This window comes from Arenibacter sp. ARW7G5Y1, from assembly GCF_003201775.1.
Taxonomy (GTDB): Bacteria; Bacteroidota; Bacteroidia; order Flavobacteriales; family Flavobacteriaceae; genus Arenibacter.
Window position 1 is genome coordinate 18303 of sequence record NZ_QJJZ01000003.1, and the last position, 23192, is coordinate 41494.

Genomic DNA, 23192 nt, shown 5'->3' on the forward strand with positions numbered 1-23192 from the left:
AATTTGATCAATATATGAGAAAAGTTTATCCTGTGTTACTATTAACAATTTTGTTTTTCGCATGTAAAGACTCCAATACCAAGAATAATACAAGCTCCCTAAACCCCATGAATACCAATAATAATCCATTGCTTGCCGAAAGTACTTTACCTTATGGCGCACCCGATTTCACCCAAATTAAAAATAAGCATTTCAAAGAGGCACTATTGCAGGGAATGGATGAAAAAAGAGCAATTATTGAAAAAATTGCAAGTAACCAGGAGTTGGCAACCTTTGAAAATACCATATTGGCCCTAGAAAAGAGCGGTAGTCTTTTGGAGCGTGTACAAAACGTTTTTTCGGCACTTACCGGAGCACATACCAATGATACCCTGCAGGCCGTACAAGAAGAAATGGCCCCTAAATTTTCTGAGCTACGGGATGCGATTTATCTCAATGATAAATTGTTTCAACGTGTAAAAACTTTATACGGTAAAAAAGAAAGTTTGGATTTGGATGTGGAATCCTTAAAACTGTTGGAGACTTATTTTGAAGATTTCGAAATTGCCGGTGCCAACTTATCGGAAGAAGACAAGGAGACGCTAAAAACTTATAATTCCCGTTTGGCAACCCTTAGCAATACCTTTAATAAAACCCTATTGGAAGCCAATAATGCCGGAGCATTATTGATCAAGGATAAGTCCGTATTGGCTGGAATCCCCGAATCTGAGTTGAAATCTTTAAAAAATGATGTAGATGGGGGTTGGAAGTTACCACTTCAGAATACTACCCAGCAACCTTTGTTGCAATCTTTGGAAAGCAGGGCAACACGTGAGCGGATATTTAAAGCTGCATGGAACAGGGCAGATGGCTCGGCCCATGATACGAAGGCTATAATTGCGGAAATAGCGGAACTAAGAGCTAAAAAAGCAGCCTTGTTGGGTTTTGCCAATTATGCGGAATGGAACCTGCAAAATACCATGGCCAAAAAGCCGGAGAATGTGAATAAATTGTTCAGGGGATTAATTCCGGCCGCCACGGCAAAGGCCAAGCAAGAGGCACATGAAATCCAGCTAATGATACAGAAAGAAGGAGGGGATTTTACTTTGGCACCATGGGATTGGAACTATTATGCCGAAATGGTGCGCAAGGAAAAATATGATCTGGACGAAAATCAGTTAAAACCTTATTTTAAATTAAAAACAGTATTGGAAAAAGGGGTGTTCCATGCCGCAGAAAAATTGTATGGTATAACCTTTAAGGCCAGAACGGATATCCCCATCTATCACGAAGATGTACTGGTATATGAACTTTTTGAGGAGAACGGGGATCCATTGGGATTGTTCTATGGCGATTTCTTTTCCCGTCCCACTAAGCGGGGAGGGGCCTGGATGAGCAATTTTGTGAACCAATCCAAATTGTACAACAAAAAACCCGTAATCTACAATGTATGTAATTATCCAAAACCCGTAGCAGGGGAACCGGCATTACTTACCTATGATGAGGTAGAGACCATGTTCCATGAATTTGGACATGCGCTGCACGGCTTTTTTGCCGACCAGCAATACCCGTCGTTATCAGGTACTTCAGTGGCGCGCGACTTTGTAGAGTTTCCTTCCCAATTTAATGAAAACTGGGCCTTGTACCCAGAAGTACTAAAAAATTATGCCCTACATTACGAAACCGGGGAACAAATTCCACAAAAGCTTATTGATAAGATCAAAAAATCGGGCACTTTTAACCAGGGATATAGCCTAACCGAAAATTTGGCGGCCTCCAATCTGGACATGCAATGGCATACCATAAGCTCCAATACAAAAATAGAGGATGCAAATGCTTTTGAAAAAGAGGCCTTGCATAAAACTAAATTGGATGTGGTATCTGCCGTCCCACCACGTTATAGATCTACGTATTTTGCCCATATCTTTGGAAGTGGATATGCCGCAGGTTATTATTCCTACCTTTGGACAGAAATGCTTCACCATGATGCTTACAATTGGTTTGAAACCAATGGGGGCCTTACCAGGGAAAACGGTAAGCGTTTACGCGATATGATTCTTTCGCGTGGCAATACCTTGCCATTGGAAGAAATGTACAAGGAGTGGCGCGGTGGCGATCCAAAAATTGAACCCATGTTAAAAGCTAGGGGCCTACAATAGATTTGGGATTTAAATGCGTACTTTTTGTGAATGGAAAGAGGTGAAAAGGGTAGGCACTTCCTACCTATTTTGAGATAGGCCAGAATTTTATGATCCAAGGACCCTAGTCTTTGGCCTATATCAGGAGCAATATGTCCCATCTGTAATAAATGCAGAGCTTAAGAGGTTGATAAAAAGAAAGCCGAACTACCCCTAAAAGGCGTTCGGCTTCCAAAACCTAAGGTCGATGCCCTAATTAAGGGAGGCCAATAGTTTTTCGGCAACCAATTCTGATGAGGCAGGATTTTGCCCTGTAATCAAATTACCATCCTGTACTGCGTAAGGAGCCCAGTCGTTACTATGCGAGTAAGTAGCTCCATTTTCTTTTAGCATGTCCTCCACTAAAAAAGGCACAACATTGGTAAGTTGAACGGCCTCCTCTTCCGAATTGGTAAATCCGGTTACTTTTTTACCTTTTACCAGCGGGGACCCATCCTCGTTCTTAACGCCTTTTAGTGCGGCCGGGGCGTGACAAACAAAGCCAATCGGTTTCTTCTGCCTGTTAAAGGCCTCAATAAGGTTTATAGAGGTGTTGTCATTGGCTAAGTCCCAGAGGGGTCCGTGACCTCCTGGATAAAACACCGCGTCATAATCATTGGGGTCAATTTCCCCTAAAACCAGTGTACGCTTTATTTTTTCCTTTGCCACCGCATCATTCTTAAAACGCTCCGTATCCTTGGTGCTGGCATCGGGGGTGTCACTACTCGGATCTATGGGTGCCATCCCACCTTTTGGGGTAGCCAAGGTAATGTCGGCCCCTTTGTCCAGTAAAGTATAATATGGGTTTGCAAATTCTTCGATCCAAAATCCTGTTTTCTTTCCAGTATCCCCTAATTTATCGTGTGATGTTAGTACAAATAGTATTTTCATTTAATTTTTATTTATAGTTTATAGAAATTTGGAAAACCAAGAAAGCTTAGACTTTCACGATCATTTTCCCTTTGTTTTTTCCCTCAAACAAATCCAAGAATGCCTGTGGGGTATTTTCAAAACCGTTTACCACGGTTTCGGTATAATTTAATTTGCCTTCGGCCAGCCAGGTGGATAAATTTTTCATTGCTTCCGGAAACTTTTCAGAATAATTGGAAACTATAAACCCTTGCATTAGAGCGCTATTTTTTACCAAAAAGGGTTGAACACTGATGCTTTTTGGGATTTCCGTGTTATTGTACACAGAAATGGCACCACAAATGATCATTCTTGCATATTTGTTGATATTAAATAGCACAGCATCGGAAATAGGGCCGCCTACATTGTCAAAATAAATATCAATACCCTTTGGACAAGCAGTTTTAAGGGCAGTTCCCATATCCTTGGTGGTGTTATAGTTAATGGCGTGATCAAAGCCAAATTGGGAGGTAAGCATTTCAACTTTTTCATCCGTACCGGCAATACCTACAACATAGAGCCCCAGTATTTTTCCAATTTGCCCTACTACACTGCCCACGGCACCTGCCGCACCTGAGACTACTAAAGTTTCCTTGGCCTTGGGTTGGCCAATTTGGGTAAGCCCACAATAAGCGGTTAGTCCGGTCATACCCAAGATGCCTAAATAGGCACTTAATGGGGCCAGATCCTTATCAACCTTTAATAGTCCTTCACCTTTTGATATTTGCAGGGTTTTCCAGTCCATCATACCGGAGACGAAATCGCCCTCTTTAAATTTACTGTTCTTGGAAGCTATCACCTTGGCAACTATTCCCGAAGTTATTGGTTTTCCAACCTCAAACGGTGGAACGTACGATTTGGCATCGCTCATTCTCCCCCTTAAATAGGGGTCAACGGAAATATAAGTAGTCTCCAAAAGAAGTTCTCCCTCTTTGATGTTTAGATCCTTCTCCTCCTTTAGGAATTCGAAATCCGATAAAGTAGGTTTCCCTTTAGGTCGTTTTTTTAATAAAATTGTCTGAATCATAATGTTGTCTTTAAATGTTTGAGCTTTATTTTTTAATACTGTTCCAGGCCGCCCGATAGGCGTCCTCCAGGTGATCCTGATTTAATTGAAAAACACCCCGCTGTTGCATAACCATTAAAAATGAGAGGGGATTAATGGTATACGCGTATAAAAGGTAGGGCGACAATGGCTTTATAATGCCTTCCTTTATTCCCCTTTCCCATAAGTCGAGCAATGGCTGAAGGTGTTTTAGGCCTTCTTGTCTACTGGCTTCATCTATCATAGGTGTATTGTCGCACTGGGCCAGAAACATGGCTTCTTCCACTTCCTTAAGTTTAAAATCGGCAATGCGCTTCCAAATTATTTCAAAACCTTTAACTACCGAAATGTCACTACTATAGTTTTTAAAAACATAAGCGGTATAGGCTGCCTTGACTTCTAGGTAAACCTTGTTTACCAAATCCTGTTTATTGTCAAAATACAGGTAGATAGTAGCGGGTGACACCTTCGCCATTTTTGCAATCTTGGACATGGGGGTAGCATGGAACCCATTGTTGTTAACCAAGTTAATGGTAGCCTTTACCAAGGCATCGCGCTTTTCAATACTTTTTTGAAGTTTGGCCATAATATCAAATGCGAATTTGTAAATGTATTGTTCAATGTTGATAATAATCAGGTACAAAGGTAGTGTTAAAAATGAACGTTCATTCTTTTTTTGAGGGGTTTAACATAAGTTTACAAGTAGGAATTCACTAGAAGGGAAAAATGGTTGCTATAAGCCCGTTATTTGATAGTGTTAAAGAATAGGGTGCAATTTGGGGGGAAGTCGATTCGCAGGGAAATGGTAAGGACACTTAGTGTATTCCATTGCCTTATTTACCTACCTTTGAACTCTGCATAGGCTGTACCATGAACACTTAGAATGGAGCTTGTTAAAAAAACATTATTATAAAATTATCACAAAGTTAAGATTACCAAAATTGGTTTTGAAACGTAATATTTACATTTACGGCGATTTTACTTTGTTAAAACCAGGCTATTTTGAACGATTCCATTAACACTTATAATAAAATTAACTCTGAAGTTGGTATAAAAATAGAGCCTTTTGATGTTACTAAAAGGTATACCAAGCCGCACAAACACAATAAGTATCTTGAAATAATCTATTTTGTTAAAGGCAGTGGTTACCATCATTTGGACATGGAAAGTCACCCAATAGAAGCCCCCTTGTTATTTTTGGTAAAAAGGGATGAGGTCCATCATTGGGAAATTACCACCAAGCCCAAGGGGTATGTTATCATTATTAAGGAATCGTTTTTGGAAAAAACGCAGGACAAGTACATCAACACCCAGCTGATAAAACTGAACAATTGTCAGAAAATTAAGGTTGAAGAAGGGGATAGATCTTTAGGGGCTTTGTTCAAATCACTTTGTTGGGAGATGAAACAGGTTGGTTTAAACCAGGACGCCGTGGAGGGAGGATTAAAGGCCATATTGTCAAAAATGGTTAAATATGCTGCTTTGCAAGGTGGAGAGCATACGGATAAGACCATGCAATTTGTAAATTTGTTGTCCGAAAATTTAAAAAACAACGTCTCGTTCTATGCGGAGACCTTAAATACCACTTCCCAGAACCTAAATGCCATTTGTCATAAAGTGTTCAACAAGACGGCATCGGATGTTATTGCCGAACACATTGTTATGGAGGTTAAAAGACAATTGGCATATACCAATAAATCCATCAGTGACATTGCCTTTGACCTGGAATTTAAGGACACCTCGCATTTTACCAAATATTTTAAACGATATACCCAGCTTACCCCATTGCAATATAGAAAAAGCCTACTTTAAGTATTGGTACCATTCCTTTTTCAAATACACCATTTTAAGTTGGATGGCTCCTCTATTTTTGTCCAAATTTTAAATAGGGATTGTTATATATGAATGGTAAGAACTTTTTTATGTTTGTTGTCCTTTTGGGGGCTATACAAGTCTCAACAGCCCAAATTTCGGGAAAAATTATAGATGCCACTGATAACGTTCCTTTGGAATATGCCACAGCGGCCCTGTACAATCAGTTGGATGGTGCCCTGATTACGGGGGTGGTTACTGCTCAAGATGGTTCTTTTATTATAGATGGGGTAAAACCTGGAGCCTATTATATGGAAGCTTCCTTTATGGGGTACGATACCAAAACCATATCCAACATTACAATAGATAAAAAGCAACCCGCCAAAAACCTGGGCATTATTGGCCTATCCTTGGGGAACCAACTGGACGAAGTGGTCATAAAGGGGGAACGGGCCACTGTTCTTCATAAAATAGACCGCCAGGTATTCGATACCAAAAAATTCCAAAGTAGTCAGGGAGGCAATGCCATTGATGTGGTAAGAAACTTGCCTTCGGTCACAGTTGATGTACAAGGTGGTATCAGTGTAAGGGGCAGTACGGGATTTGCCGTCCTGATCAATGGCAAACCTACCCAAGGTGACGCTACTGCCATATTATCCCAATTACCTGCGAACGCTTTGGAATCCGTGGAGTTGATTACAGCTCCTTCGGCCAAATACGATCCAGAAGGCAAAGGGGGTATCTTGAATATAATAACCAAAAAGGGGGCAACCAACGGGGTTTATAGCCAAGTAAACCTGCGAGGGGGATTACCCTCAATAGAACCCTATGACACCAAAGAAACGGCCCAAAGATACGGGGTGGACGCTACTTTAAATAAACGAACGGACAAATGGAACCTGTCCTTTGGAACAAGCTACCAACGTAATGATAAAACAGGTAGGAGGGAAGGTGAGGTTTTTGTTATCAATCAAGTAGAGGATAAGCAAACTTTTTTGCCTTCGGATGGGGAGCGGAGTTTTGATGATATTAGCTACAATGCCAGGTTTGGTGTAGATTTTACCCCCAATGAGGCCGATACCTATTCTTTGGGTTTCTATGCGGGAAAGCATACCGTAGATCGTTTGGCCGATATTGATTATTATGACAATCACGCCATTTCACCTATTGGCAGTGGTAATAGGGAATATACCTTTCAGTATTACAATCATAATCTGAGAACCAGAAAGGGCGATTTTGCCTTGGGCAGTTTTGATTATGCCCATAAATTTAAGAACAATTCCCGGATTTCCACTTCTTTGTTATACGAATATACCTTTTTAGGTGGCCCCACCTATAATGATAATTTAGGCCTTACCGATCGCAATATTGTGTATCAGCAGGAGTATAATACCAATGACAACCCTCTAAATGGGTATCGTCTGAATGTAGATTACCGGTTTAGACCATTTTCGTTTGGTACCTTGGAAACAGGTTATCAATTTAGGGACATAGATCACACAGGTGAGTTTGTGTATGAGCGGGATGGCGCACTGGTACCTGAATTCTCCAGTAATATAAGTCTACAACGTACCATCCACTCTGGATATACACAACTTACGGGCGCAAGCAAAAAATGGGACTATGCCGCTGGTCTGCGATTGGAATCCATGGGTCGTACCTATTCCGAGGATTTAAGGACTGCCGATCCGGAGCAAACCTATAAATATGACTTTGTTAAGTTATTTCCATCCGCCTCCATGCAATATACTTTAAGCGATGCGGCCAAATTAAAGTTGGCCTATAGCAAAAGGGTAGAAAGGACAACTACCCTAAAAATGAATAGCTTTGCAGAAAGGGAACATTCCGAGGTTTTTGAACAAGGGGACAACCAATTGAGACCGGAATTCATTGATCTGGTAGAGTTGGGGGTCATCAAAAGTTTTAAAGGGGGTAATTCGGTCAGCGCCACCGCCTATTACAGGCATGTGGACAATGTAATAAACCGTGTAAACACCTTGGCCTATGAAGCCAATGGTGCTGTATTGGACAGTATTATCAATAGGGTTTACTCCAATGTGGGCAAAAGCAATACCATTGGTTTGGAAATAGGGGCACAATTAAAACCAAGCCAAAATTGGAGTAATTATATTGGGGCCAATATTTATTCCTATGATATTGAAGGGGCCTTTGTATTTAGGCACAGGGATGGTATTACGAGAAATTACGATGTAAATAGCAATGCAACCATTTATTCATTCAATGTAAATTCTACCTATTCTTTCTGGGAAAATGCTTCATTGCAATTTACCTTTAATTATTTGTCCGATACAAATACCGCCCAGGGAGAGGATTCTAGGTTTTACTCCCCTAATCTAAGTTTCCGAAAATCGTTTTTTGACGATAAATTAACGGCCACCCTTCAATGGCAGAATATGGATATGGGATTGTTGGAGACCAATGAACAGCGAATCACTACGTTTAAGGCCAATGAATTTTATACTACCACCAATTACAGGTATGAGGTGGATATGATATCGATTAATCTGTCCTATACCTTTAACGCCATAAAAAATAAGGCAAAGTTCATAGAAAGCGAGTTTGGCAAAAAAGAATTCTAAATAGAAAGGCGTATTCACCCAACACAAAAAAGGTCTGGACTATAATAATTGCCAGACCTTTTTTTGTTCCATTAACTATGGTATCGTTCTGCAATGCGACCTTGAAATCCTACCAGATCACCAATATTAAACAACAATGGTCTTTGTCAGGGTGTAACCGTCCGTTATATTTCCTGTTAGCGAATCGGCCATATTGCCATCAATACTGTTGGAAAATACATTGTCACTTTCGTTCAAGGTGTCCGCTTTACCGTGATAAGGGGTAGTGGCATAAACTGTATCACATACCGATTTTGGAAAGGCAACTTGGGTTATCCTTATGGATTTTTCACTGGAATCCAACACTTCCAAATGTATATGGGGGGCCCTACCTTTGTACCATCCTGGGAAAATGCTGATAAAGGAAACGTTACCGTTGGTATCCGTAGCCTGGCGACCCCTTAAAAAATGGTCGCTGGTAAAATCGGTTGGTTGCAATGCAATTCCACCATATTCAGAATAATAACCTTCGGCATCACAATGCCAAACATCTACATAAGCACCGGAAAGAGGTTTGCAATCATCGCTTTGGTCCAGCACCTTAAAGATTATTAGCAATGCCACCCCGCTTCTATCGGAAACAATATTGGCCTTCTTTAAACCCGTAGGAGTCTTTATGGGAAAAGGTCCGGCCGTTTCACTAGGCGATATTTCACAATCAACCATATCCTCTTCATCATCCTTGGGATTACTGTCCTTGGAACATGCCTGTAATACGGTTGGAACAGCAATAAGGCCGAACAATCCTTTTTTTAGAAAATTGTTTCTATCCATTTCCAGTGAAGTTTAGGCTTTACTAAAGTTATGCAAAAAGTAGGTCTTGCTGAAGGAAATAGATGGATTTATGTTGAAAAGGGAATTATGGACGGTTAAGTACATATCCTCCTATAGGTTCTAGGCAAGGGAACCAAATAAAACCCATGCCTAGGGATCCGAATGGTTCTGAAATGGGAATATGTATCAATTACCGGCATTAGCTTGAAAACTGTGGCTATCTTTGCAGAAAATTATTATATGTCGAAGCAGTTTTCTGATTTAGGAGTCAACGAACACCTACTTCAAAGTTTAATAGACCAGCAAATATCGGTACCCACTGATATTCAGAAAAAGGTAATTCCGGTTATTTTGGAGCAAGACAAGGACGTAGTGGCTCTGGCAAAAACAGGAACCGGTAAAACAGCTGCTTTTGGGTTGCCTTTATTACAATTGATAGACACAGATAATAGCAAAATACAATTGGTAATATTGGCGCCTACGCGGGAACTAGGGCAACAGATTTACGCGAATCTTGTTTCCTTTTCCACCCATTGTCCGTCTATTTCCATTGCCTCCATATGTGGAGGAATACCTATTAAACCTCAAATTGAACGTTTAAAGAGTACTACCCATATCGTAGTGGCCACACCAGGTCGCCTAGTGGATTTGGTGAACAGGAAGGCCATTATTATTAAAGATATCAAGTATTTGGTTTTGGATGAGGCCGATGAAATGGTAACTGCTTTAAAGGTGGACCTGGACCATATTATTTCAGAAATTCCCAAATCCCGAAGAACTTTATTGTTTACTGCCACTATGCCGGGAGCCTTAAAGCAATTGATCCAGAATTATATGTCCAAACATGTGGTTCAGATAGAAGCGGACATGTCTACAGTAGGGCATCAGGGTATAGAGCATAGGTATGTTGTAGTGGAACCTATAGAGAAATTGGAAGTTCTGCTACACTTTTTAAAGTCCAGGGAAGGCGAAAGGGGAATTATTTTTTGCAAGACGAAAGCGGCGGTCAATAAATTGGGAAAAAATTTGGCCATCAATAAATTCCGATCAGGCGCCATCCACGGAAGTTTAACCCAGGGAATTAGAGATCGTGTGATGGGACAATTTAGGGAAGGTACTATAGATGTTATGGTAGCAACCGATTTGGCTGCACGTGGTATAGATGTTAAGGAAATATCCTATGTGGTAAATTATCATTTACCGGATACCTATGATACCTATGTTCACAGAAGTGGACGGACCGCAAGGGCAGGGGCAGAGGGATTTTCATTAAGCGTTATCCAAAAAGAGGAAGTGGAGGATATTGCCGATTTTGAAAAGGAGTTGGGTATAGAATTTAAGGAATTTAAAAAGGCCGATGCCCAAAGTATTGAAGAAAACAATGCCTTGATATGGGCCAACAAAATATTCAAGACCAAACCCAACCGAAATATTTCACAGGAATTTAGGGAAGAAATAAGAACGGTTTTCCATCATTTGACAAAAGAGGAACTTATAGATAAAATATTGGCAAATTACCTGGCTCGGTCTACGAGTCACAGTCCAAAAGTAGAAGCGCCCAAAAAGAAAAAAAATAAATAGTAGGTATGGCAAATTATATTAAAGACCAGGAGGATGTTTTGGCAAAACTAAATATCCAACAGTTGAATCCCATGCAGGAGGAAGCTATTGCCGTAATTGGAAAAACCACCAACACTATTATTCTGTCCCCAACGGGTACGGGCAAAACTTTGGCTTTTTTGTTGCCATTGATAGAAACTCTAGATCCTACTATTGAGGAAGTACAGGCGCTGATTTTGGTGCCTACCCGTGAATTGGCCATACAAATTGAGCAAGTGGTTAGAAATATGGGCACTGGCTATAAGGTGAATGCCGTTTATGGAGGACGCCCTATGTCCAAGGATAAGATTGAAATTAAACATAATCCTACTATTTTAATAGGAACCCCGGGACGTATTTTGGATCATTTTGACAGTGACCGGTTCTCAAGGGAAAGTATTAAATCTTTGGTACTGGATGAGTTCGACAAGTCTTTGGAAATAGGTTTTGAGGAAGAAATGGCAGGAATTCTCAGTGAATTGCCCAATATTAAGAAAAGGATTTTGACTTCCGCTACGCAGGGGGTTGAGATTCCTGGTTTCGTGAAATTGGATCAGCCGGTTCTCATCGATTATTTAGAGGAAGAAGTTGGTTCAAAATTAGCAATTAAGATAGTGCTATCGGCTGCCAAGGATAAGTTGCCAAGGCTTTTGGAGCTATTGCAACACTTGGGAAATCGGCCCGGAATCATTTTCTGTAATTTTAGGGATAGTATAGAAGAGGTAAGTTCTTTGCTGGAAAAAAATAAGATAGGCCACACTTGCTTTTCTGGAGGAATGGAACAAAAGGATAGGGAGCGTTCCCTGATTAAATTCAGAAACGGAACCAGTCAAATTTTAATCGCAACGGATTTGGCGGCGAGGGGAATAGATATCCCGGAGTTGAAATATATAATTCATTACGAGCTTCCACATTCTGAGGAGGAATTTATCCATAGAAATGGGAGAACGGCAAGGGTAAATGCCAAAGGTACCGCCTACGTGTTAAAATGGGAAAAGGAGCGATTGCCTGAGTTTATAAAGGATTCAGGTGCTGTGGATATCTCTAATAAAGCGGCACCTATGAAACAGTTCTGGGAAACCTTGTTTATTTCGGGAGGAAGAAAGGACAAAATTTCCAAGGGTGATATTGCCGGGCTGTTTTTTAAACAGGGAAATATCAATAGCGATCAATTGGGGGAGATTGAATTAAAACAGGACTGCGCCTTTGTTGCCGTTCCTTTGTCGATTGCCGATCAATTGGTGGAAAAATTGAACAATTCACGTTTAAAAAAGAAAAAAGTTCGGATTTCGGTTCTTTAATTTGTCGGAGTAAAAACTAAATATTTATTAGTGAAACCCAATTTTGGGAAGTGAGTAAGACGCACTTAAAATTGCAAGTTGAACTAATCCCGCCTTTTTCGGCGGGATCTAGGTGCAATTCCTCGGCCCTAGGGTCGATTCCTATTATAGGGTTCAGGGCTCGCCCGTGCCGTTCGGGCGGGCCTGCCCTGAGGTTTAATAATTTTTAACCATTGGAATATAGTATAAATGAAAGAGGATCTAAAAGGGAGTAAAGCTGCAATCACTCCAGAGGAGATTGATAATTGTATTGCGCTCTTGCAGCAATTAGTGGAACACACAGATCAGATATTTGATATTCCAAAGGGAAAAAGAACTGCTTTAATAAAAGTATCGGGCCAATTCTCCAGACCCAATAGGGAAGAATTTTCCAGAAGAAAAAAAGACGGTAAGAAAAGTGCCCTGCGTAAAAAAGCGGCAAGGGACAAAAAGGCCCGTAAGGAAACAGGAATAAGAAATGCACGTGAGGCCCACATATTCGTTGCCCCCAAACTTTTGCCTTCTGCAAAATTGGTCAATCATAAAAAACAGGAATTAGAGGTAGCAAGAAACTGTTATGTTTGTAAAACGGAGTTTAACGAATTACATCATTTTTATGATACCATGTGTATGAAATGTGGTGATTTCAACTATGCCAAGCGATTTCAAACAGCTGATGTAAAAGGGCAGGTTGCCGTTGTAACCGGTTCCAGATTAAAAATTGGATATCATATTACTTTAATGTTATTACGCGGTGGGGCTACTGTGATCGCTACTACCCGGTTCCCTGTTGATTCGGCATTGCGCTTTTCCAAAGAAGATGATTTTATGGAATGGGGGCATAGATTAAAAATTCACGGTCTGGATTTACGGCATATCCCAAGTGTGGAAATATTTTGTAATTATATAGAGCGGCAGTATGACCGATTGGATATTCTTATAAATAATGCTGCCCAGACCGTACGACGACCCGCTGGCTTTTACCATCATTTGATGTCCAATGAAGAAAGCCCTATATCGTTACTCCCTCCAAATGCCCAAAAGGTTTTGAGCGATCACACAGCTTGTTTGCAGGAATTAAAAGAACTAAGCTCGGGAGCCTCTCCCAATCAGAACACACCGGTTACATGGCATGGACCGGAAGCAGGAATCGGAATAAGGGCTTCGGCCAAATTATCGCAGATCCCCTATAGTTTTGATAAGGCCTTGGTGGCAAAAGAGGTATTTCCCAAAGGGGAATTGGATGCCGATTTACAGCAGGTAGATTTGCGAAATACAAACAGTTGGCGCCTTAAACTCGGAGAAATTGAAACTACTGAAATGTTGGAAGTACAATTGGTAAATGCCGTGGCCCCTTTTGTATTGTGCAACCGTTTGGGAGAATTAATGAAGAAGGAGAACACAGGACAAAAGCATATCATTAATGTTTCGGCAATGGAAGGGAAGTTTCATCGTTCTTTTAAGGAATCACGGCACCCACATACCAATATGGCCAAGGCCGCTTTAAATATGCTTACGCATACCGCTTCAGGGGAATTGGCCAAAGCAGGTATATTTATGAATGCCGTGGATACGGGATGGGTTACGGATGAAGACCCTGCTGCACTATCTAAAATGAAGCAGGAAGTCTATGATTTTCAACCGCCTTTGGATATTGTGGATGGTGCTGCCAGGGTGATGGATCCGTTAATTGACGGAATTAATACAGGGAAACATTGGTCTGGTAAATTCCTGAAGGATTACTTTCCAATTGGTTGGTAATTGTATCGGGTCCCATTATAGCTTGAATTTTCTTCAATCCATAAAAATTGGACCAATTCACGGGAATATAAATTCTATTTTACACAACTAACTTTTTTTATCTTCGTGCTTATGAATTCAATTGATATAAGAACAGTTGATGTTGTTCAATATATAAAACCATTGCGGGAAGGTGGTTCCATGCCGGCGATTGTAAAAGCCGATGATGGATTTTTATATGTTTTAAAATTCAGAGGGGCAGGTCAAGGAAAAAAGGCCTTAATAGCGGAACTTATTGGCGGCGAGTTGGCCCGGGCTGTCGGACTTAAGGTACCTGAATTAGTGTTTATGAATCTAGATGATTCATTTAGCAAGACAGAGCCGGATGAGGAAGTTCAAGATTTACTTAAATTTAGTGTAGGCCTCAACCTAGGCTTGCATTTTTTGTCCAGTGCCATAACTTATGATCCATTGGTTTCCAAGGTAGATGCTTTAATCGCATCAAAATTGGTACTGCTGGATAGCATTATGAGTAATATTGACAGGACGGCAAAAAACACCAACTTATTGCAATGGAATAATGAATTATGGGTAATTGACAATGGTGCGAGCTTTTATTTTCACCATAATTGGGAAACATGGAAAAATCATCTTACCAGAACCTTTCCCCTTATAAAAGACCATGTGCTTTTAGAGTTTGCCACTGAGTTAAAAGAGGCGGCATTGGAAATTAAAGGTTTACTTACTACTGATAAAATTGCCGAAATCATAGCATTAATTCCTGAGGAATGGTTGTTGGACGAGGCCGATGATTTAAATCCTGATGAAATTAGAGCGGCCTATATTGAATATATAAATGCCAAACTTGCTATGATCGATACACTGGTTAAAGAGTCTGAAGATGCAAGATAAAGACAAATACGAATACGCAATTATTAGACTTGTTCCTAAGGTGGAGCGTGCAGAATTCTTTAATATTGGGGTAATACTTTTTTCAAGAAGGAAGAAATTTTTGGAAGTAAAATATTTAGTGGACCCCCAAAAATTGCAATGTTTCTCAAAGGAAGTCGATATTAATGCCATAGATAAATATTTAAAGGCCTGGACATCGGTATGTAAGGGAGCACCCTCCGGAGGAGCCATCGGCAAACTGGATTTACCGGATAGATTTCGTTGGTTAACTGCCTCCAGGAGTACTATGATCCAGAGTTCTGAAACACATTCGGGCCTATGTAAAGACCCTAAAAAAGAATTGGAAAATCTATTCGAAAGCTACGTTTTATAGCAAAAACATCGGCGTAGCGTAAGGGGATACATGAATTTATTGATTAATTGTTGATCTTAAAAACAGGGCATCCATATTCAAAAATTAAAATTATTTATTCCACTACGAGCTTATAAATGGCCTTGGGGGTTGATCCAATGAAAGTGTATAACGGTCAGGCTTATAGCAGGATACAGTGTTTTTTAATGGGCAATTGTTTAAGTGTAAACACCCATATTTATGTTACCAAAAATATTGTTAGTAAATATAAATGAAGTAAATAGCTGTTTTTTAAATTATTAGCACCATCTTTGCAGGATAATATTATAATAAATTTAATTACATTACGATGAGTAGTAAAGGAACAGTAAAATTTTTCAACGACACAAAAGGTTTTGGTTTTATCACTGAAGAAGGTGTTGAAAAAGATCATTTTGTACACATTTCAGGTTTAATAGATGAAATTCGCGAAGGCGATGAAGTATCTTTTGACCTTAAAGAAGGTAACAAAGGATTAAACGCAGTAAACGTACAAGTTATATAATATATACTTCCATGTTTAATGAAAAGCCCGTCAACATTGACGGGCTTTTTTTTTGTTTGTTAAATACATAGGGTTGTAAGAAATTAAGCGTAGTTTCGCGGCCTGTAAAAAATCAATATGAAGCGCATAAACGAATACAGGAAATTATTTGGAATAGAAAGGGAGATCGATCTAAAAGTACTTAAGAAAAGTTACCGCGACCTGGTAAAGGAATGGCATCCGGATAAATTTCAAGAAGGGGATATCAAGCGCGAAGAGGCGGAAGTAAACAGTAGAAAGATAATAGATGGTTATCACTTTTTAGTGAGCATAGCTCCTGAAACCAAAGCAGCAAACTTAAAGGCTTATACGGAAACCATAGCCAATTCCGGAATTGCCGATTACCATCATAAGGGCCTTTTATTGGAAATTACCTTTTTGGATGGATCTACTTATGAGTACTTTGGCGTTACCAAACAGGTTTATATCAAGATGGTCAACTCCAATACTATTAATCGATTTGCCAAGCGTATGATCTATCCGAAATACAATTACAGGCAATCCAAAAGACAGCTGCAGGAAGCCTAATAGCTTTACGGCAGTATCGCCAATTGCATAGTTTTTCAAAGGAGGTTAAAGGTAAGGACCCAATGGGTGCTACTTTACGTGGAATTATATGCTGTAACTTGGAAACTCAAGGAATTTTAATAATTATATGCCATCCTGTATAACTTCGGCGACAACAATGCCGATCGACAACAGAAATAGGATCAAGGCGGGCATTGATTTTATATTGGGGTCATCGGCCTTAAAATGCATGGCAATGGCACCCAACATGAAAATTCCCATAGCGCCGGCCGCAGGGGTGGTCAAATTCTCCAACCAAATAGATGTTAATAACAATACGGCAAGGGAAACTTTTAAAGTTCCTACTATATACATTATCACAGGGGACAGACGATAAGTCTCAAATTCTTCCTTCATGGATTTGGAGTCACCTCCCCGCCAAGGCGTGGGTTTGTTGAACCGAAGAAACCATACATTTATAATGGTGATAAAAATAATGATCTTGGCCGCCACTAAAAAGTAAGAAATAAGCATAGGCTTCGGTATAATTTAAATTGATCCAAGTTCCCCAGTCCCAATATAAGAATTATCCCATGGTATTTCTTCGGTATTTGGAATTATCCTTTTCTATTGGAATTTAATTACGCTACTCTTAGGGCAGTCGATCATTTTATATAGAATTAATTATAATCGAATATTTATTCGATTAATATAGCTATATTTGTACCGTGAGGGTAAAGGATGAATCAAAACAGTTGGCCATTGTTGAAAACACTATAGAGGTAGTTTTTGAAAGGGGCTTTGCAGGTATAAAGATGGCAGATTTGGCCAAGCGGGTGGGTTTATCGGTTTCCACTCTTTATGTCTACTATAAGAATAAAGAGGACTTAATAGTATCTATTGCCACCGATTTAATTGCCAGGGAAACCCAAAGAAGTGAACAAGGAATATCAGGGGATTTACCTTACAAAAAGAAACTCAAGACATTATGGCTGTTCTGGATCAACTTCAGTATTAATCATAGAAAGGAAATGAGTTTCTTGGAACAGCTAAAGAAATCGCCTTATTATGACAAAGTACCAGTGGCCGTGAAGGAAAACAAAAGTAAGTTGGCCATGGAATTGATTGATTTGGGGAAAAAGGAAGGGCTGTTAAAGAATATTGATAACAATATTCATTTCGCGGTGATCGGGGCCATAATGGGAGAGACTGTAAAATTAATCATGGATAAAAAATTGGAATTGCACCAAAAAGATATGGACTTGATGTTCTCCACAGTTTGGGACGCCATTAAAAGTTAGTATTTTTTTAATTTATAACAGAATAAATATTCGATAATAAAGCAATCTATGTCCTTTGATGGCAAAAAACATATATGGATCACTTAAAAAAAATACTGAAAAAAATGAGTATAATTATTGGAAGCGGACTTTTCATATTAATCGTAATTGGGGTCCTATTTTTGTATGTAAGCCCAGAGTTTGGAGGTACTCCCACTTTGGAGCAGAAAACGATCTTTCTTAAATCGCCCAACTATAAGGATGGTAAGTTCGTCAATAAGGGCCATGTTAAGTTGGATATGAGTATGCGTGATATGGGGAAGAGTTTGGCAGGCTACTTTGGTGCCTCACCCCACACCAAACCCGGTTTGGATATTCCCGTGGAGAAATTGGATTCATTGGATATTGTGGAATACCAAGACAGTACCCGGCTTATTTGGTTTGGACATTCTGCTTTTTTATTACAAACGAACAACAAAACTATTTTAATCGACCCTATGTTCGGAAAGGTCCCTGCTCCACACCCTATGTTGGGAAGCAATAGATTTAGTAGGGAACTGCCCATAGCCGTGGAAAAACTTCCTAGGATAGATGCCGTCATTATTTCCCATGACCACTACGATCATTTGGACTATGGTTCCATACAGAAACTAAAGGAGAAGGTGAATATGTTTTATACCCCCTTAGGGGTAGGGGCACACCTGCAAAAATGGGGAGTGGAAAAAGAGCGAATTGTAGAGCTGGATTGGTGGGAGGAAGCTACCCACGAGGGATTAATTTTCAGATGTACCCCGGCACAGCATTTTTCTGGAAGGGGTTTTTCCGATAGGGCCAATACCTTATGGAGTTCTTGGATAGTACAATCGGAAACCGAAAATATTTTCTTTAGCGGAGACAGTGGTTACGGCCCACATTTTAAGGAAATAGGGGACAAGTACGGTCCTTTTGATTTTGCGATGATAGAATGCGGACAGTACAATGAGATGTGGCCGGATATTCATATGTTCCCTGAGGAGACGGCCCAGGCAGGACTGGATGTAAGGGCCAACCGGATTATGCCCATTCACTGGGGAGCCTTTAAATTGGCAATGCATCCCTGGACAGAACCTGTAGAACGCTTAGCCAAAAAAGCAAAAGAACTTAATCTGGATTTGGTTACTCCGCGAATTGGAGAATTTATAAATATCGACCAATTGGAAGTTCGCACTACGGAATGGTGGAAAAAATCGCTTTGAGCCGAGATTCTATTGTAAAGCCTGCCATAAGTGCGGGACAGCAGCCGAGCGTTGGACAATTTTTAAATCTGTTCAGGAAAAAGTTAAAGGCAGATTTAACTATTGAGGGTATGCCCCTGCCCGCCAGTTGTGCCAATGTTCCGATGCTTAATGTTTGTGTTTTGGTCCCATCCTTTAATGATATGGCAGATAGGGTTGCCTTGGCTACCTGCCTTCCCGTTAGAGCGGTTATTGATGTAGTGGTATAAACCCCATATGGGGCTTTGCTGCCCGGCATTGTTTGAGCCAACAAATCCCATTTTGGCTTATTAATAGATTCCCACTTTGTTCTCCCGGACATTTAACAACAGGTTTGTGTATTCGTTTTTGTATTGTGGTATGCATTGATTTTAAATTGAAAGCAATGGCATGTTCCTGCGACCAACACTAAGAAGAAAATGCCAATTGCGGTTAAGGTGCTGCAATTTATGGATGTATAATAAGTATTTGAAAAACGAGTAGCGGTTTATGGAATTTATAGGGCATACCAAAGAGTATCTTTTTTTGGGAACTATTGATAGTCATAGTTGTGATATCTTAAAGGAACATATTGAAAGTAGCCTCACTATTTTGTGGTTTCAATCTGATGCCAATATTCTTATTATTGATGGAAAGGAAGAAGTATTTTCCAAAAATCAAATTGTTTTTTTAACGGAGTTCCATCAAATAGTCCCCAAGAAAATTGGAGAAATTCGACTTTTGAGGTTCAATAGGCCTTTTTACTGCATACTGGACCATGATAGCGAAGTAGGTTGTAAGGGAATCCTATTTTTTGGCGCTTCCCAACTCCCCGTGATTACCCTTGTCCAAGAAGATTATCAAAAGTTTGATACGCTTTGGCAAATGTTTACTATAGAAATGACGTCCAATGATAATTTGCAGATAGATATGCTGCAAATGATGTTAAAGAGGTACCTGATATTGTGTGCCAGACGCTATAAAAATCAGAAAAACTATCCTTCGGGGCACAATGAAACCGACCTTGTCAGGGAATTCAATTTTCTGGTTGAACAGCATTTTAGAACAAAGCACAGCGTTGCGGATTATGCGGATTTACTATTTAAATCCCCTAAGACGATCTCCAATATTTTTTCAAAAATGGGTTCCAAATCTCCCTTGAAATATATCCATGACCGGATAGCGCTGGAAGCCAGGCGCATGCTGTACTATACGGATAAGCCCGTCAAGGAAGTAGCTTACCAACTTGGATTTGATGATATCCAGGCTTTTAGCCGATTTTTTAAGAAACAAGAGGGGATTTCCCCTTCGGAATATAAAGAAAAAGGAAATTTGGGAACAATTGCCAATTCTTCGGGAATTACTACCTAACAAAACCCTTCTTTCCGATTGCATCTTTGCATTGTCAAAATAAAGTATAACTAAAAAAAATAAGACAATGGAAAGATTTCAAGTACCAACTAGGGAAGATGTATCAACAGACAATCAGGCAATTTTCGACAATCTGAAAAAGGCCGTAGGATTCGTTCCCAATTTATATGCCTATTACGCAAAGAACGAGACTGCCTTAGGGGATTACCTAACATTACAGAATAGGAAAACTACATTAAAAGCAAAGGAAAAGGAAGTCATCAATCTAGTAGTGAGTCAGTTCAATGGATGTAATTATTGTTTATCCGCCCATACCCAAATTGGTAAAATGAACGGCTTTACCGAAGATCAGATTTTAGAGATAAGAACGGGTGCTGCCAGTTTTGATGATAAACTGCATGCTTTGGCAAAGTTTGTCCTATCTACAGTGGAGAACAAGGGAAAAGCCAGTGAAAAAGTGAAAGAGGAATTCTTTGCTGCCGGTTATACGGAGGCCAATATGATAGATGTGGTTATAGTAATCGGTGATAAAACCATTAGTAATTTTATTCACAATTTGGCGGATTTTAAAATTGATTTCCCATTAGCGGAAGAGCTACGGACAGCAGCTCTATAAATCAATAGTAGTCAATAAACACCTTATTGAAGATAATAACGACATAGGGTCAAAAAAAACAAGAATCAAAATGAGTACAAAAATAAATATTAAGAACTTGCCCCTCGGCTACCAATCAGTAATAAGCAATGGAAAACATGCAATACTAGGGGATGAGCCCGTTTCCTCCAAAGGCACGGATTTAGGATTTTCCCCAGTGGAATTGTTATTGGCAGGAATCTCTATGTGTAAAGTAGCTACTATACGAAATGTTGCCAGAAGAAAAGGCTGGGAAATTGGGGAGGTGGATGCCCAATTGGAACAAAAGGCAGTACGCCAACCCAACGGCACCTTTAAAACCACAGTAGCCTCCAATATCCAAATTCAGGGAAATATCACCGAGGAACAAAGGGACTTATTGGTGCAGGAGGCGGATAATTGTTATGTTACCAGACTGGTCAGGGGAGAATGGGAATTTCTTGAGTCGGTTCCCTTGGAGCCTGTGGAGGCCTGACCAATATTGCAACATTTATAAAATTAAGTGGCCCCGGTGTTTTCATCGGGGTTACTTTTTTATACACACCATATGTGCACAAAAGAAAGGTAGGGTATTAAATGTTTTTTTGGGATCAATGAAAAAGGGTAATTTATTTGGTAGAACAATTGTACTGTTTAACTTAGTTGTCAAATAAATTCCATTTAGTATGAAAAGGTTCAAAGCACTGGACGTGTTCCGCGGATTGACTATTTGCCTAATGATAATCGTTAATACCGCTGGAGATTGGGATCTTACCTTCGCTCCGCTGTTACATGCCAAGTGGAATGGGTTTACGCCGACCGATTTGGTCTTTCCGTCCTTTTTATTTGCTGTAGGAAACGCTTTTGCATTTGTTAAGACCAGATGGGCCGATAAACCCCTTTCGGAAGTTTTTCAAAAGATTATAAAAAGGACCTTAATTATTTTTTTATTGGGCTTTATAATGTATTGGTTCCCCTTTGTATCATGGACAGATTCCGGGGAACTGGCTTTTGTTCCTTTTAGTGAAACGAGGATATTGGGAGTATTACAGCGAATAGCGATTTGTTATTTTATTGGCGCAACCATGATTTATTTTCTTACCAACCGCCAGCTCATCATCACATCTGTAATTATTCTACTGGGATATTGGGGGTTGTTGAGTGCCTTTGGCGATTATACCTTAGAGGGCAACCTGGTACGAACCTTTGATAGGTTACTTCTTGGCGATAGCCATCTTTATGGTGGTGAAGGACTTCCGTTCGATCCTGAAGGGCTCTTAAGTACGTTGCCGGCCATCTGTAATGTGATAGCCGGGTATCTTGTTGGGAAGTATGTTATTCAAGGGGGTATTAGTTACGAAAAATTGGCAAAAATGCTAATGATAGCTTCAGGATTATTGGCCGTTGCGTACTTGTGGAACTTGAGTTTTCCTGTCAATAAAAAGCTATGGACAAGTTCGTTTGTGATTCTCACTATTGGTCTCGACATTATTGTGTTGTCCGTTCTTATTTATGCTATCGACTTTATTAAGAAGCCGATAAACTTTAATTTTTTCGAAATCTTTGGAAAGAATCCCCTCTTCATTTATCTATTGTCTGAATATTTGGCAATAAGCTTACTTTTTGTACGGGTAAATGACAATCAAAGTTTATACAATTATATCTACGAAAAAGGTTTTAGTTGGTTCGGACCCTATTATGGGTCATTTGCCTTTGCCTTTGTATTCATGTTCGTATGTTGGCTGATAGGTCTTTGGTTGGACAAAAAGAAGATTTATATTAAGGTCTGAGCTTAACTTGTTTCGGTACAGGAGAATATTTAAGCCAAACAGCAAAATCAACCTGGCTAAATAAGTTAAAATTATTAGCCTTCTTTATAGGAGCGGTCCAGCACAATCCAGACCTTGTGCCCATAACTGTTTTTAAAAACTTTTACCTCTCCATTACGCGTATGGATAGGCGTTATTATATTTTAATTATATCCGTAGGGGTTTCTACCAAGATGGTCATTTTACCACGGATGGCAATGGGCTGTTTCATGATTTCAGGGTTGTGCCTTATCATTTTTATCCAGTCGTCGGCAGATAATTCATGGGGTTCAAAATGGGCTTTATAGGCCGGATGTTCCTGGTTTACCAAGTCTTTGACCTCCATATTTAATTTATCGGCCAATTCCGCGATTTGGGTCCCGGTCAAGGGAACCTTTAAAATGTCAATTTCAAATACTGGCAATCCTTCTGCTTTGGCATAGGCCAAGGTTTGTTTGGCCCTTGTAGACTTGGAACTGTAATAAAGGGTTATCTGTCTTTCCGAGGTAGCTATTTCTCCCATATTCATTTTTTTAGAATT

The 23192-nt window shown here is 39.9% G+C and carries 23 protein-coding genes; 17 read left to right on the forward strand and 6 right to left on the reverse strand.

What is annotated here, in order from left to right:
- The first annotated feature begins 14 nt into the window (after window positions 1-14).
- Entirely contained in the window at window positions 15-2138 is a 2124-nt protein-coding gene (locus C7972_RS05200; RefSeq protein WP_110355172.1) for a M3 family metallopeptidase, read from the forward strand.
- Between the two features lie 231 nt (window positions 2139-2369).
- Here C7972_RS05200 and C7972_RS05205 read toward each other — a convergent pair whose 3' ends face one another.
- From C7972_RS05205 to C7972_RS05215, 3 genes are read right to left on the reverse strand one after another with little or no spacing between them, the layout of a single operon-like run.
- Window positions 2370-3047, reverse strand: a complete 678-nt coding sequence (locus tag C7972_RS05205; protein WP_110355173.1) for a type 1 glutamine amidotransferase domain-containing protein — start codon at window positions 3045-3047, stop codon at window positions 2370-2372.
- 46 nt (window positions 3048-3093) lie between these two features.
- Entirely contained in the window at window positions 3094-4092 is a 999-nt protein-coding gene (locus tag C7972_RS05210; protein ID WP_110355174.1) for an NADP-dependent oxidoreductase, read from the reverse strand.
- Window positions 4093-4117: 25 nt separating this feature from the next.
- Entirely contained in the window at window positions 4118-4696 is a 579-nt protein-coding gene (locus C7972_RS05215; RefSeq protein ID WP_110355175.1) for a TetR/AcrR family transcriptional regulator, read from the reverse strand.
- Between the two features lie 416 nt (window positions 4697-5112).
- On the opposite strand from C7972_RS05215, the gene C7972_RS05220 reads away from it, so the two are divergent.
- Window positions 5113-5922 carry an AraC family transcriptional regulator gene (locus C7972_RS05220; RefSeq protein WP_110355176.1) on the forward strand — a complete coding sequence of 270 codons (810 nt, stop codon included), beginning with the start codon at window positions 5113-5115 and terminating at the stop codon, window positions 5920-5922.
- An 89-nt stretch (window positions 5923-6011) separates the two neighbouring features.
- Entirely contained in the window at window positions 6012-8522 is a 2511-nt protein-coding gene (locus tag C7972_RS05225; RefSeq protein WP_110355177.1) for an outer membrane beta-barrel family protein, read from the forward strand.
- 126 nt (window positions 8523-8648) lie between these two features.
- Here C7972_RS05225 and C7972_RS05230 read toward each other — a convergent pair whose 3' ends face one another.
- On the reverse strand, window positions 8649-9335 hold the full coding sequence (locus tag C7972_RS05230) for an intradiol ring-cleavage dioxygenase (protein ID WP_110355178.1): 687 nt from the start codon (window positions 9333-9335) through the stop codon (window positions 8649-8651).
- A 240-nt stretch (window positions 9336-9575) separates the two neighbouring features.
- Here C7972_RS05230 and C7972_RS05235 point away from each other — a divergent pair, with 240 nt between their 5' ends.
- The 7 genes from C7972_RS05235 to C7972_RS05265 all read left to right on the forward strand — a co-directional run bounded on the left by C7972_RS05235 (window position 9576) and on the right by C7972_RS05265 (window position 16368).
- Complete coding sequence (locus C7972_RS05235; protein ID WP_110355492.1) at window positions 9576-10916, forward strand: DEAD/DEAH box helicase; 1341 nt, start codon at window positions 9576-9578, stop codon at window positions 10914-10916.
- Between the two features lie 5 nt (window positions 10917-10921).
- A complete protein-coding gene (locus C7972_RS05240) occupies window positions 10922-12235 on the forward strand; it encodes a DEAD/DEAH box helicase (RefSeq protein WP_110355179.1) in 1314 nt (437 codons plus the stop codon).
- Between the two features lie 228 nt (window positions 12236-12463).
- Complete coding sequence (locus C7972_RS05245) at window positions 12464-14014, forward strand: SDR family NAD(P)-dependent oxidoreductase (RefSeq protein ID WP_110355180.1); 1551 nt, start codon at window positions 12464-12466, stop codon at window positions 14012-14014.
- 111 nt (window positions 14015-14125) lie between these two features.
- The gene (locus C7972_RS05250; RefSeq protein ID WP_110355181.1) at window positions 14126-14905 is read left to right on the forward strand and encodes a HipA family kinase; all 780 of its coding nucleotides are present in this window, start codon (window positions 14126-14128) and stop codon (window positions 14903-14905) included.
- Window positions 14895-15278 carry a DUF3037 domain-containing protein gene (locus C7972_RS05255; RefSeq protein WP_110355182.1) on the forward strand — a complete coding sequence of 128 codons (384 nt, stop codon included), beginning with the start codon at window positions 14895-14897 and terminating at the stop codon, window positions 15276-15278. The genes C7972_RS05250 and C7972_RS05255 overlap by 11 nt, the downstream gene beginning before the upstream one ends.
- Window positions 15279-15606: 328 nt before the next feature.
- Window positions 15607-15801 carry a cold-shock protein gene (locus C7972_RS05260; protein WP_031444295.1) on the forward strand — a complete coding sequence of 65 codons (195 nt, stop codon included), beginning with the start codon at window positions 15607-15609 and terminating at the stop codon, window positions 15799-15801.
- A 117-nt stretch (window positions 15802-15918) separates the two neighbouring features.
- Window positions 15919-16368 carry a KTSC domain-containing protein gene (locus C7972_RS05265; protein WP_110355183.1) on the forward strand — a complete coding sequence of 150 codons (450 nt, stop codon included), beginning with the start codon at window positions 15919-15921 and terminating at the stop codon, window positions 16366-16368.
- Between the two features lie 123 nt (window positions 16369-16491).
- Here the strand turns inward: C7972_RS05265 and C7972_RS05270 are convergent, their stop codons facing one another.
- A complete protein-coding gene (locus tag C7972_RS05270) occupies window positions 16492-16881 on the reverse strand; it encodes a DoxX family protein (RefSeq protein ID WP_110355184.1) in 390 nt (129 codons plus the stop codon).
- Between the two features lie 194 nt (window positions 16882-17075).
- Between C7972_RS05270 and C7972_RS05275 the strand changes: the two genes are divergently transcribed.
- The 7 genes from C7972_RS05275 (at window position 17076) to C7972_RS05305 (ending at window position 22633) form a co-directional block, all read left to right on the forward strand.
- Window positions 17076-17648: a TetR/AcrR family transcriptional regulator gene (locus C7972_RS05275; RefSeq protein WP_110355185.1), complete on the forward strand. Its 573-nt coding sequence runs from the start codon at window positions 17076-17078 to the stop codon at window positions 17646-17648.
- A gap of 104 nt (window positions 17649-17752) precedes the next feature.
- Window positions 17753-18862 (forward strand): MBL fold metallo-hydrolase, encoded by a 1110-nt coding sequence (locus C7972_RS05280; protein WP_110355493.1) that lies wholly within the window; start codon window positions 17753-17755, stop codon window positions 18860-18862.
- Entirely contained in the window at window positions 18859-19110 is a 252-nt protein-coding gene (locus C7972_RS05285) for a hypothetical protein (protein WP_146216269.1), read from the forward strand. The genes C7972_RS05280 and C7972_RS05285 overlap by 4 nt, the downstream gene beginning before the upstream one ends.
- Before the next feature lie 259 nt (window positions 19111-19369).
- Window positions 19370-20230 carry a helix-turn-helix domain-containing protein gene (locus C7972_RS05290; RefSeq protein ID WP_110355187.1) on the forward strand — a complete coding sequence of 287 codons (861 nt, stop codon included), beginning with the start codon at window positions 19370-19372 and terminating at the stop codon, window positions 20228-20230.
- Between the two features lie 67 nt (window positions 20231-20297).
- Window positions 20298-20846 (forward strand): carboxymuconolactone decarboxylase family protein, encoded by a 549-nt coding sequence (locus C7972_RS05295; RefSeq protein WP_110355188.1) that lies wholly within the window; start codon window positions 20298-20300, stop codon window positions 20844-20846.
- Window positions 20847-20916: 70 nt separating this feature from the next.
- Entirely contained in the window at window positions 20917-21339 is a 423-nt protein-coding gene (locus C7972_RS05300; RefSeq protein WP_110355189.1) for an OsmC family protein, read from the forward strand.
- A gap of 190 nt (window positions 21340-21529) precedes the next feature.
- Entirely contained in the window at window positions 21530-22633 is a 1104-nt protein-coding gene (locus C7972_RS05305; RefSeq protein ID WP_110355190.1) for an acyltransferase family protein, read from the forward strand.
- A gap of 175 nt (window positions 22634-22808) precedes the next feature.
- Here the strand turns inward: C7972_RS05305 and C7972_RS05310 are convergent, their stop codons facing one another.
- The gene (locus C7972_RS05310) at window positions 22809-23180 is read right to left on the reverse strand and encodes an arsenate reductase family protein (protein WP_258364779.1); all 372 of its coding nucleotides are present in this window, start codon (window positions 23178-23180) and stop codon (window positions 22809-22811) included.
- Window positions 23181-23192 lie beyond the last annotated feature (12 nt).

Excerpts from the sequence above, each read along its gene's own strand:
- C7972_RS05200 (WP_110355172.1), top strand. The coding sequence starts at position 15 with ATGAGAAAAGTTTATCCTGTGTTACTATTAACAATTTTGTTTTTCGCA.
- C7972_RS05205 (WP_110355173.1), bottom strand. The coding sequence starts at position 3,047 with ATGAAAATACTATTTGTACTAACATCACACGATAAATTAGGGGATACT.
- C7972_RS05210 (WP_110355174.1), bottom strand. The coding sequence starts at position 4,092 with ATGATTCAGACAATTTTATTAAAAAAACGACCTAAAGGGAAACCTACT.
- C7972_RS05215 (WP_110355175.1), bottom strand. The coding sequence starts at position 4,696 with ATGGCCAAACTTCAAAAAAGTATTGAAAAGCGCGATGCCTTGGTAAAG.
- C7972_RS05225 (WP_110355177.1), top strand. The coding sequence starts at position 6,012 with ATGAATGGTAAGAACTTTTTTATGTTTGTTGTCCTTTTGGGGGCTATA.
- C7972_RS05230 (WP_110355178.1), bottom strand. The coding sequence starts at position 9,335 with ATGGATAGAAACAATTTTCTAAAAAAAGGATTGTTCGGCCTTATTGCT.
- C7972_RS05235 (WP_110355492.1), top strand. The coding sequence starts at position 9,576 with ATGTCGAAGCAGTTTTCTGATTTAGGAGTCAACGAACACCTACTTCAA.
- C7972_RS05240 (WP_110355179.1), top strand. The coding sequence starts at position 10,922 with ATGGCAAATTATATTAAAGACCAGGAGGATGTTTTGGCAAAACTAAAT.
- C7972_RS05245 (WP_110355180.1), top strand. The coding sequence starts at position 12,464 with ATGAAAGAGGATCTAAAAGGGAGTAAAGCTGCAATCACTCCAGAGGAG.
- C7972_RS05250 (WP_110355181.1), top strand. The coding sequence starts at position 14,126 with ATGAATTCAATTGATATAAGAACAGTTGATGTTGTTCAATATATAAAA.
- C7972_RS05255 (WP_110355182.1), top strand. The coding sequence starts at position 14,895 with ATGCAAGATAAAGACAAATACGAATACGCAATTATTAGACTTGTTCCT.
- C7972_RS05260 (WP_031444295.1), top strand. The coding sequence starts at position 15,607 with ATGAGTAGTAAAGGAACAGTAAAATTTTTCAACGACACAAAAGGTTTT.
- C7972_RS05265 (WP_110355183.1), top strand. The coding sequence starts at position 15,919 with ATGAAGCGCATAAACGAATACAGGAAATTATTTGGAATAGAAAGGGAG.
- C7972_RS05270 (WP_110355184.1), bottom strand. The coding sequence starts at position 16,881 with ATGCTTATTTCTTACTTTTTAGTGGCGGCCAAGATCATTATTTTTATC.
- C7972_RS05280 (WP_110355493.1), top strand. The coding sequence starts at position 17,753 with ATGAGTATAATTATTGGAAGCGGACTTTTCATATTAATCGTAATTGGG.
- C7972_RS05290 (WP_110355187.1), top strand. The coding sequence starts at position 19,370 with ATGGAATTTATAGGGCATACCAAAGAGTATCTTTTTTTGGGAACTATT.
- C7972_RS05295 (WP_110355188.1), top strand. The coding sequence starts at position 20,298 with ATGGAAAGATTTCAAGTACCAACTAGGGAAGATGTATCAACAGACAAT.
- C7972_RS05300 (WP_110355189.1), top strand. The coding sequence starts at position 20,917 with ATGAGTACAAAAATAAATATTAAGAACTTGCCCCTCGGCTACCAATCA.
- C7972_RS05305 (WP_110355190.1), top strand. The coding sequence starts at position 21,530 with ATGAAAAGGTTCAAAGCACTGGACGTGTTCCGCGGATTGACTATTTGC.
- C7972_RS05310 (WP_258364779.1), bottom strand. The coding sequence starts at position 23,180 with ATGAATATGGGAGAAATAGCTACCTCGGAAAGACAGATAACCCTTTAT.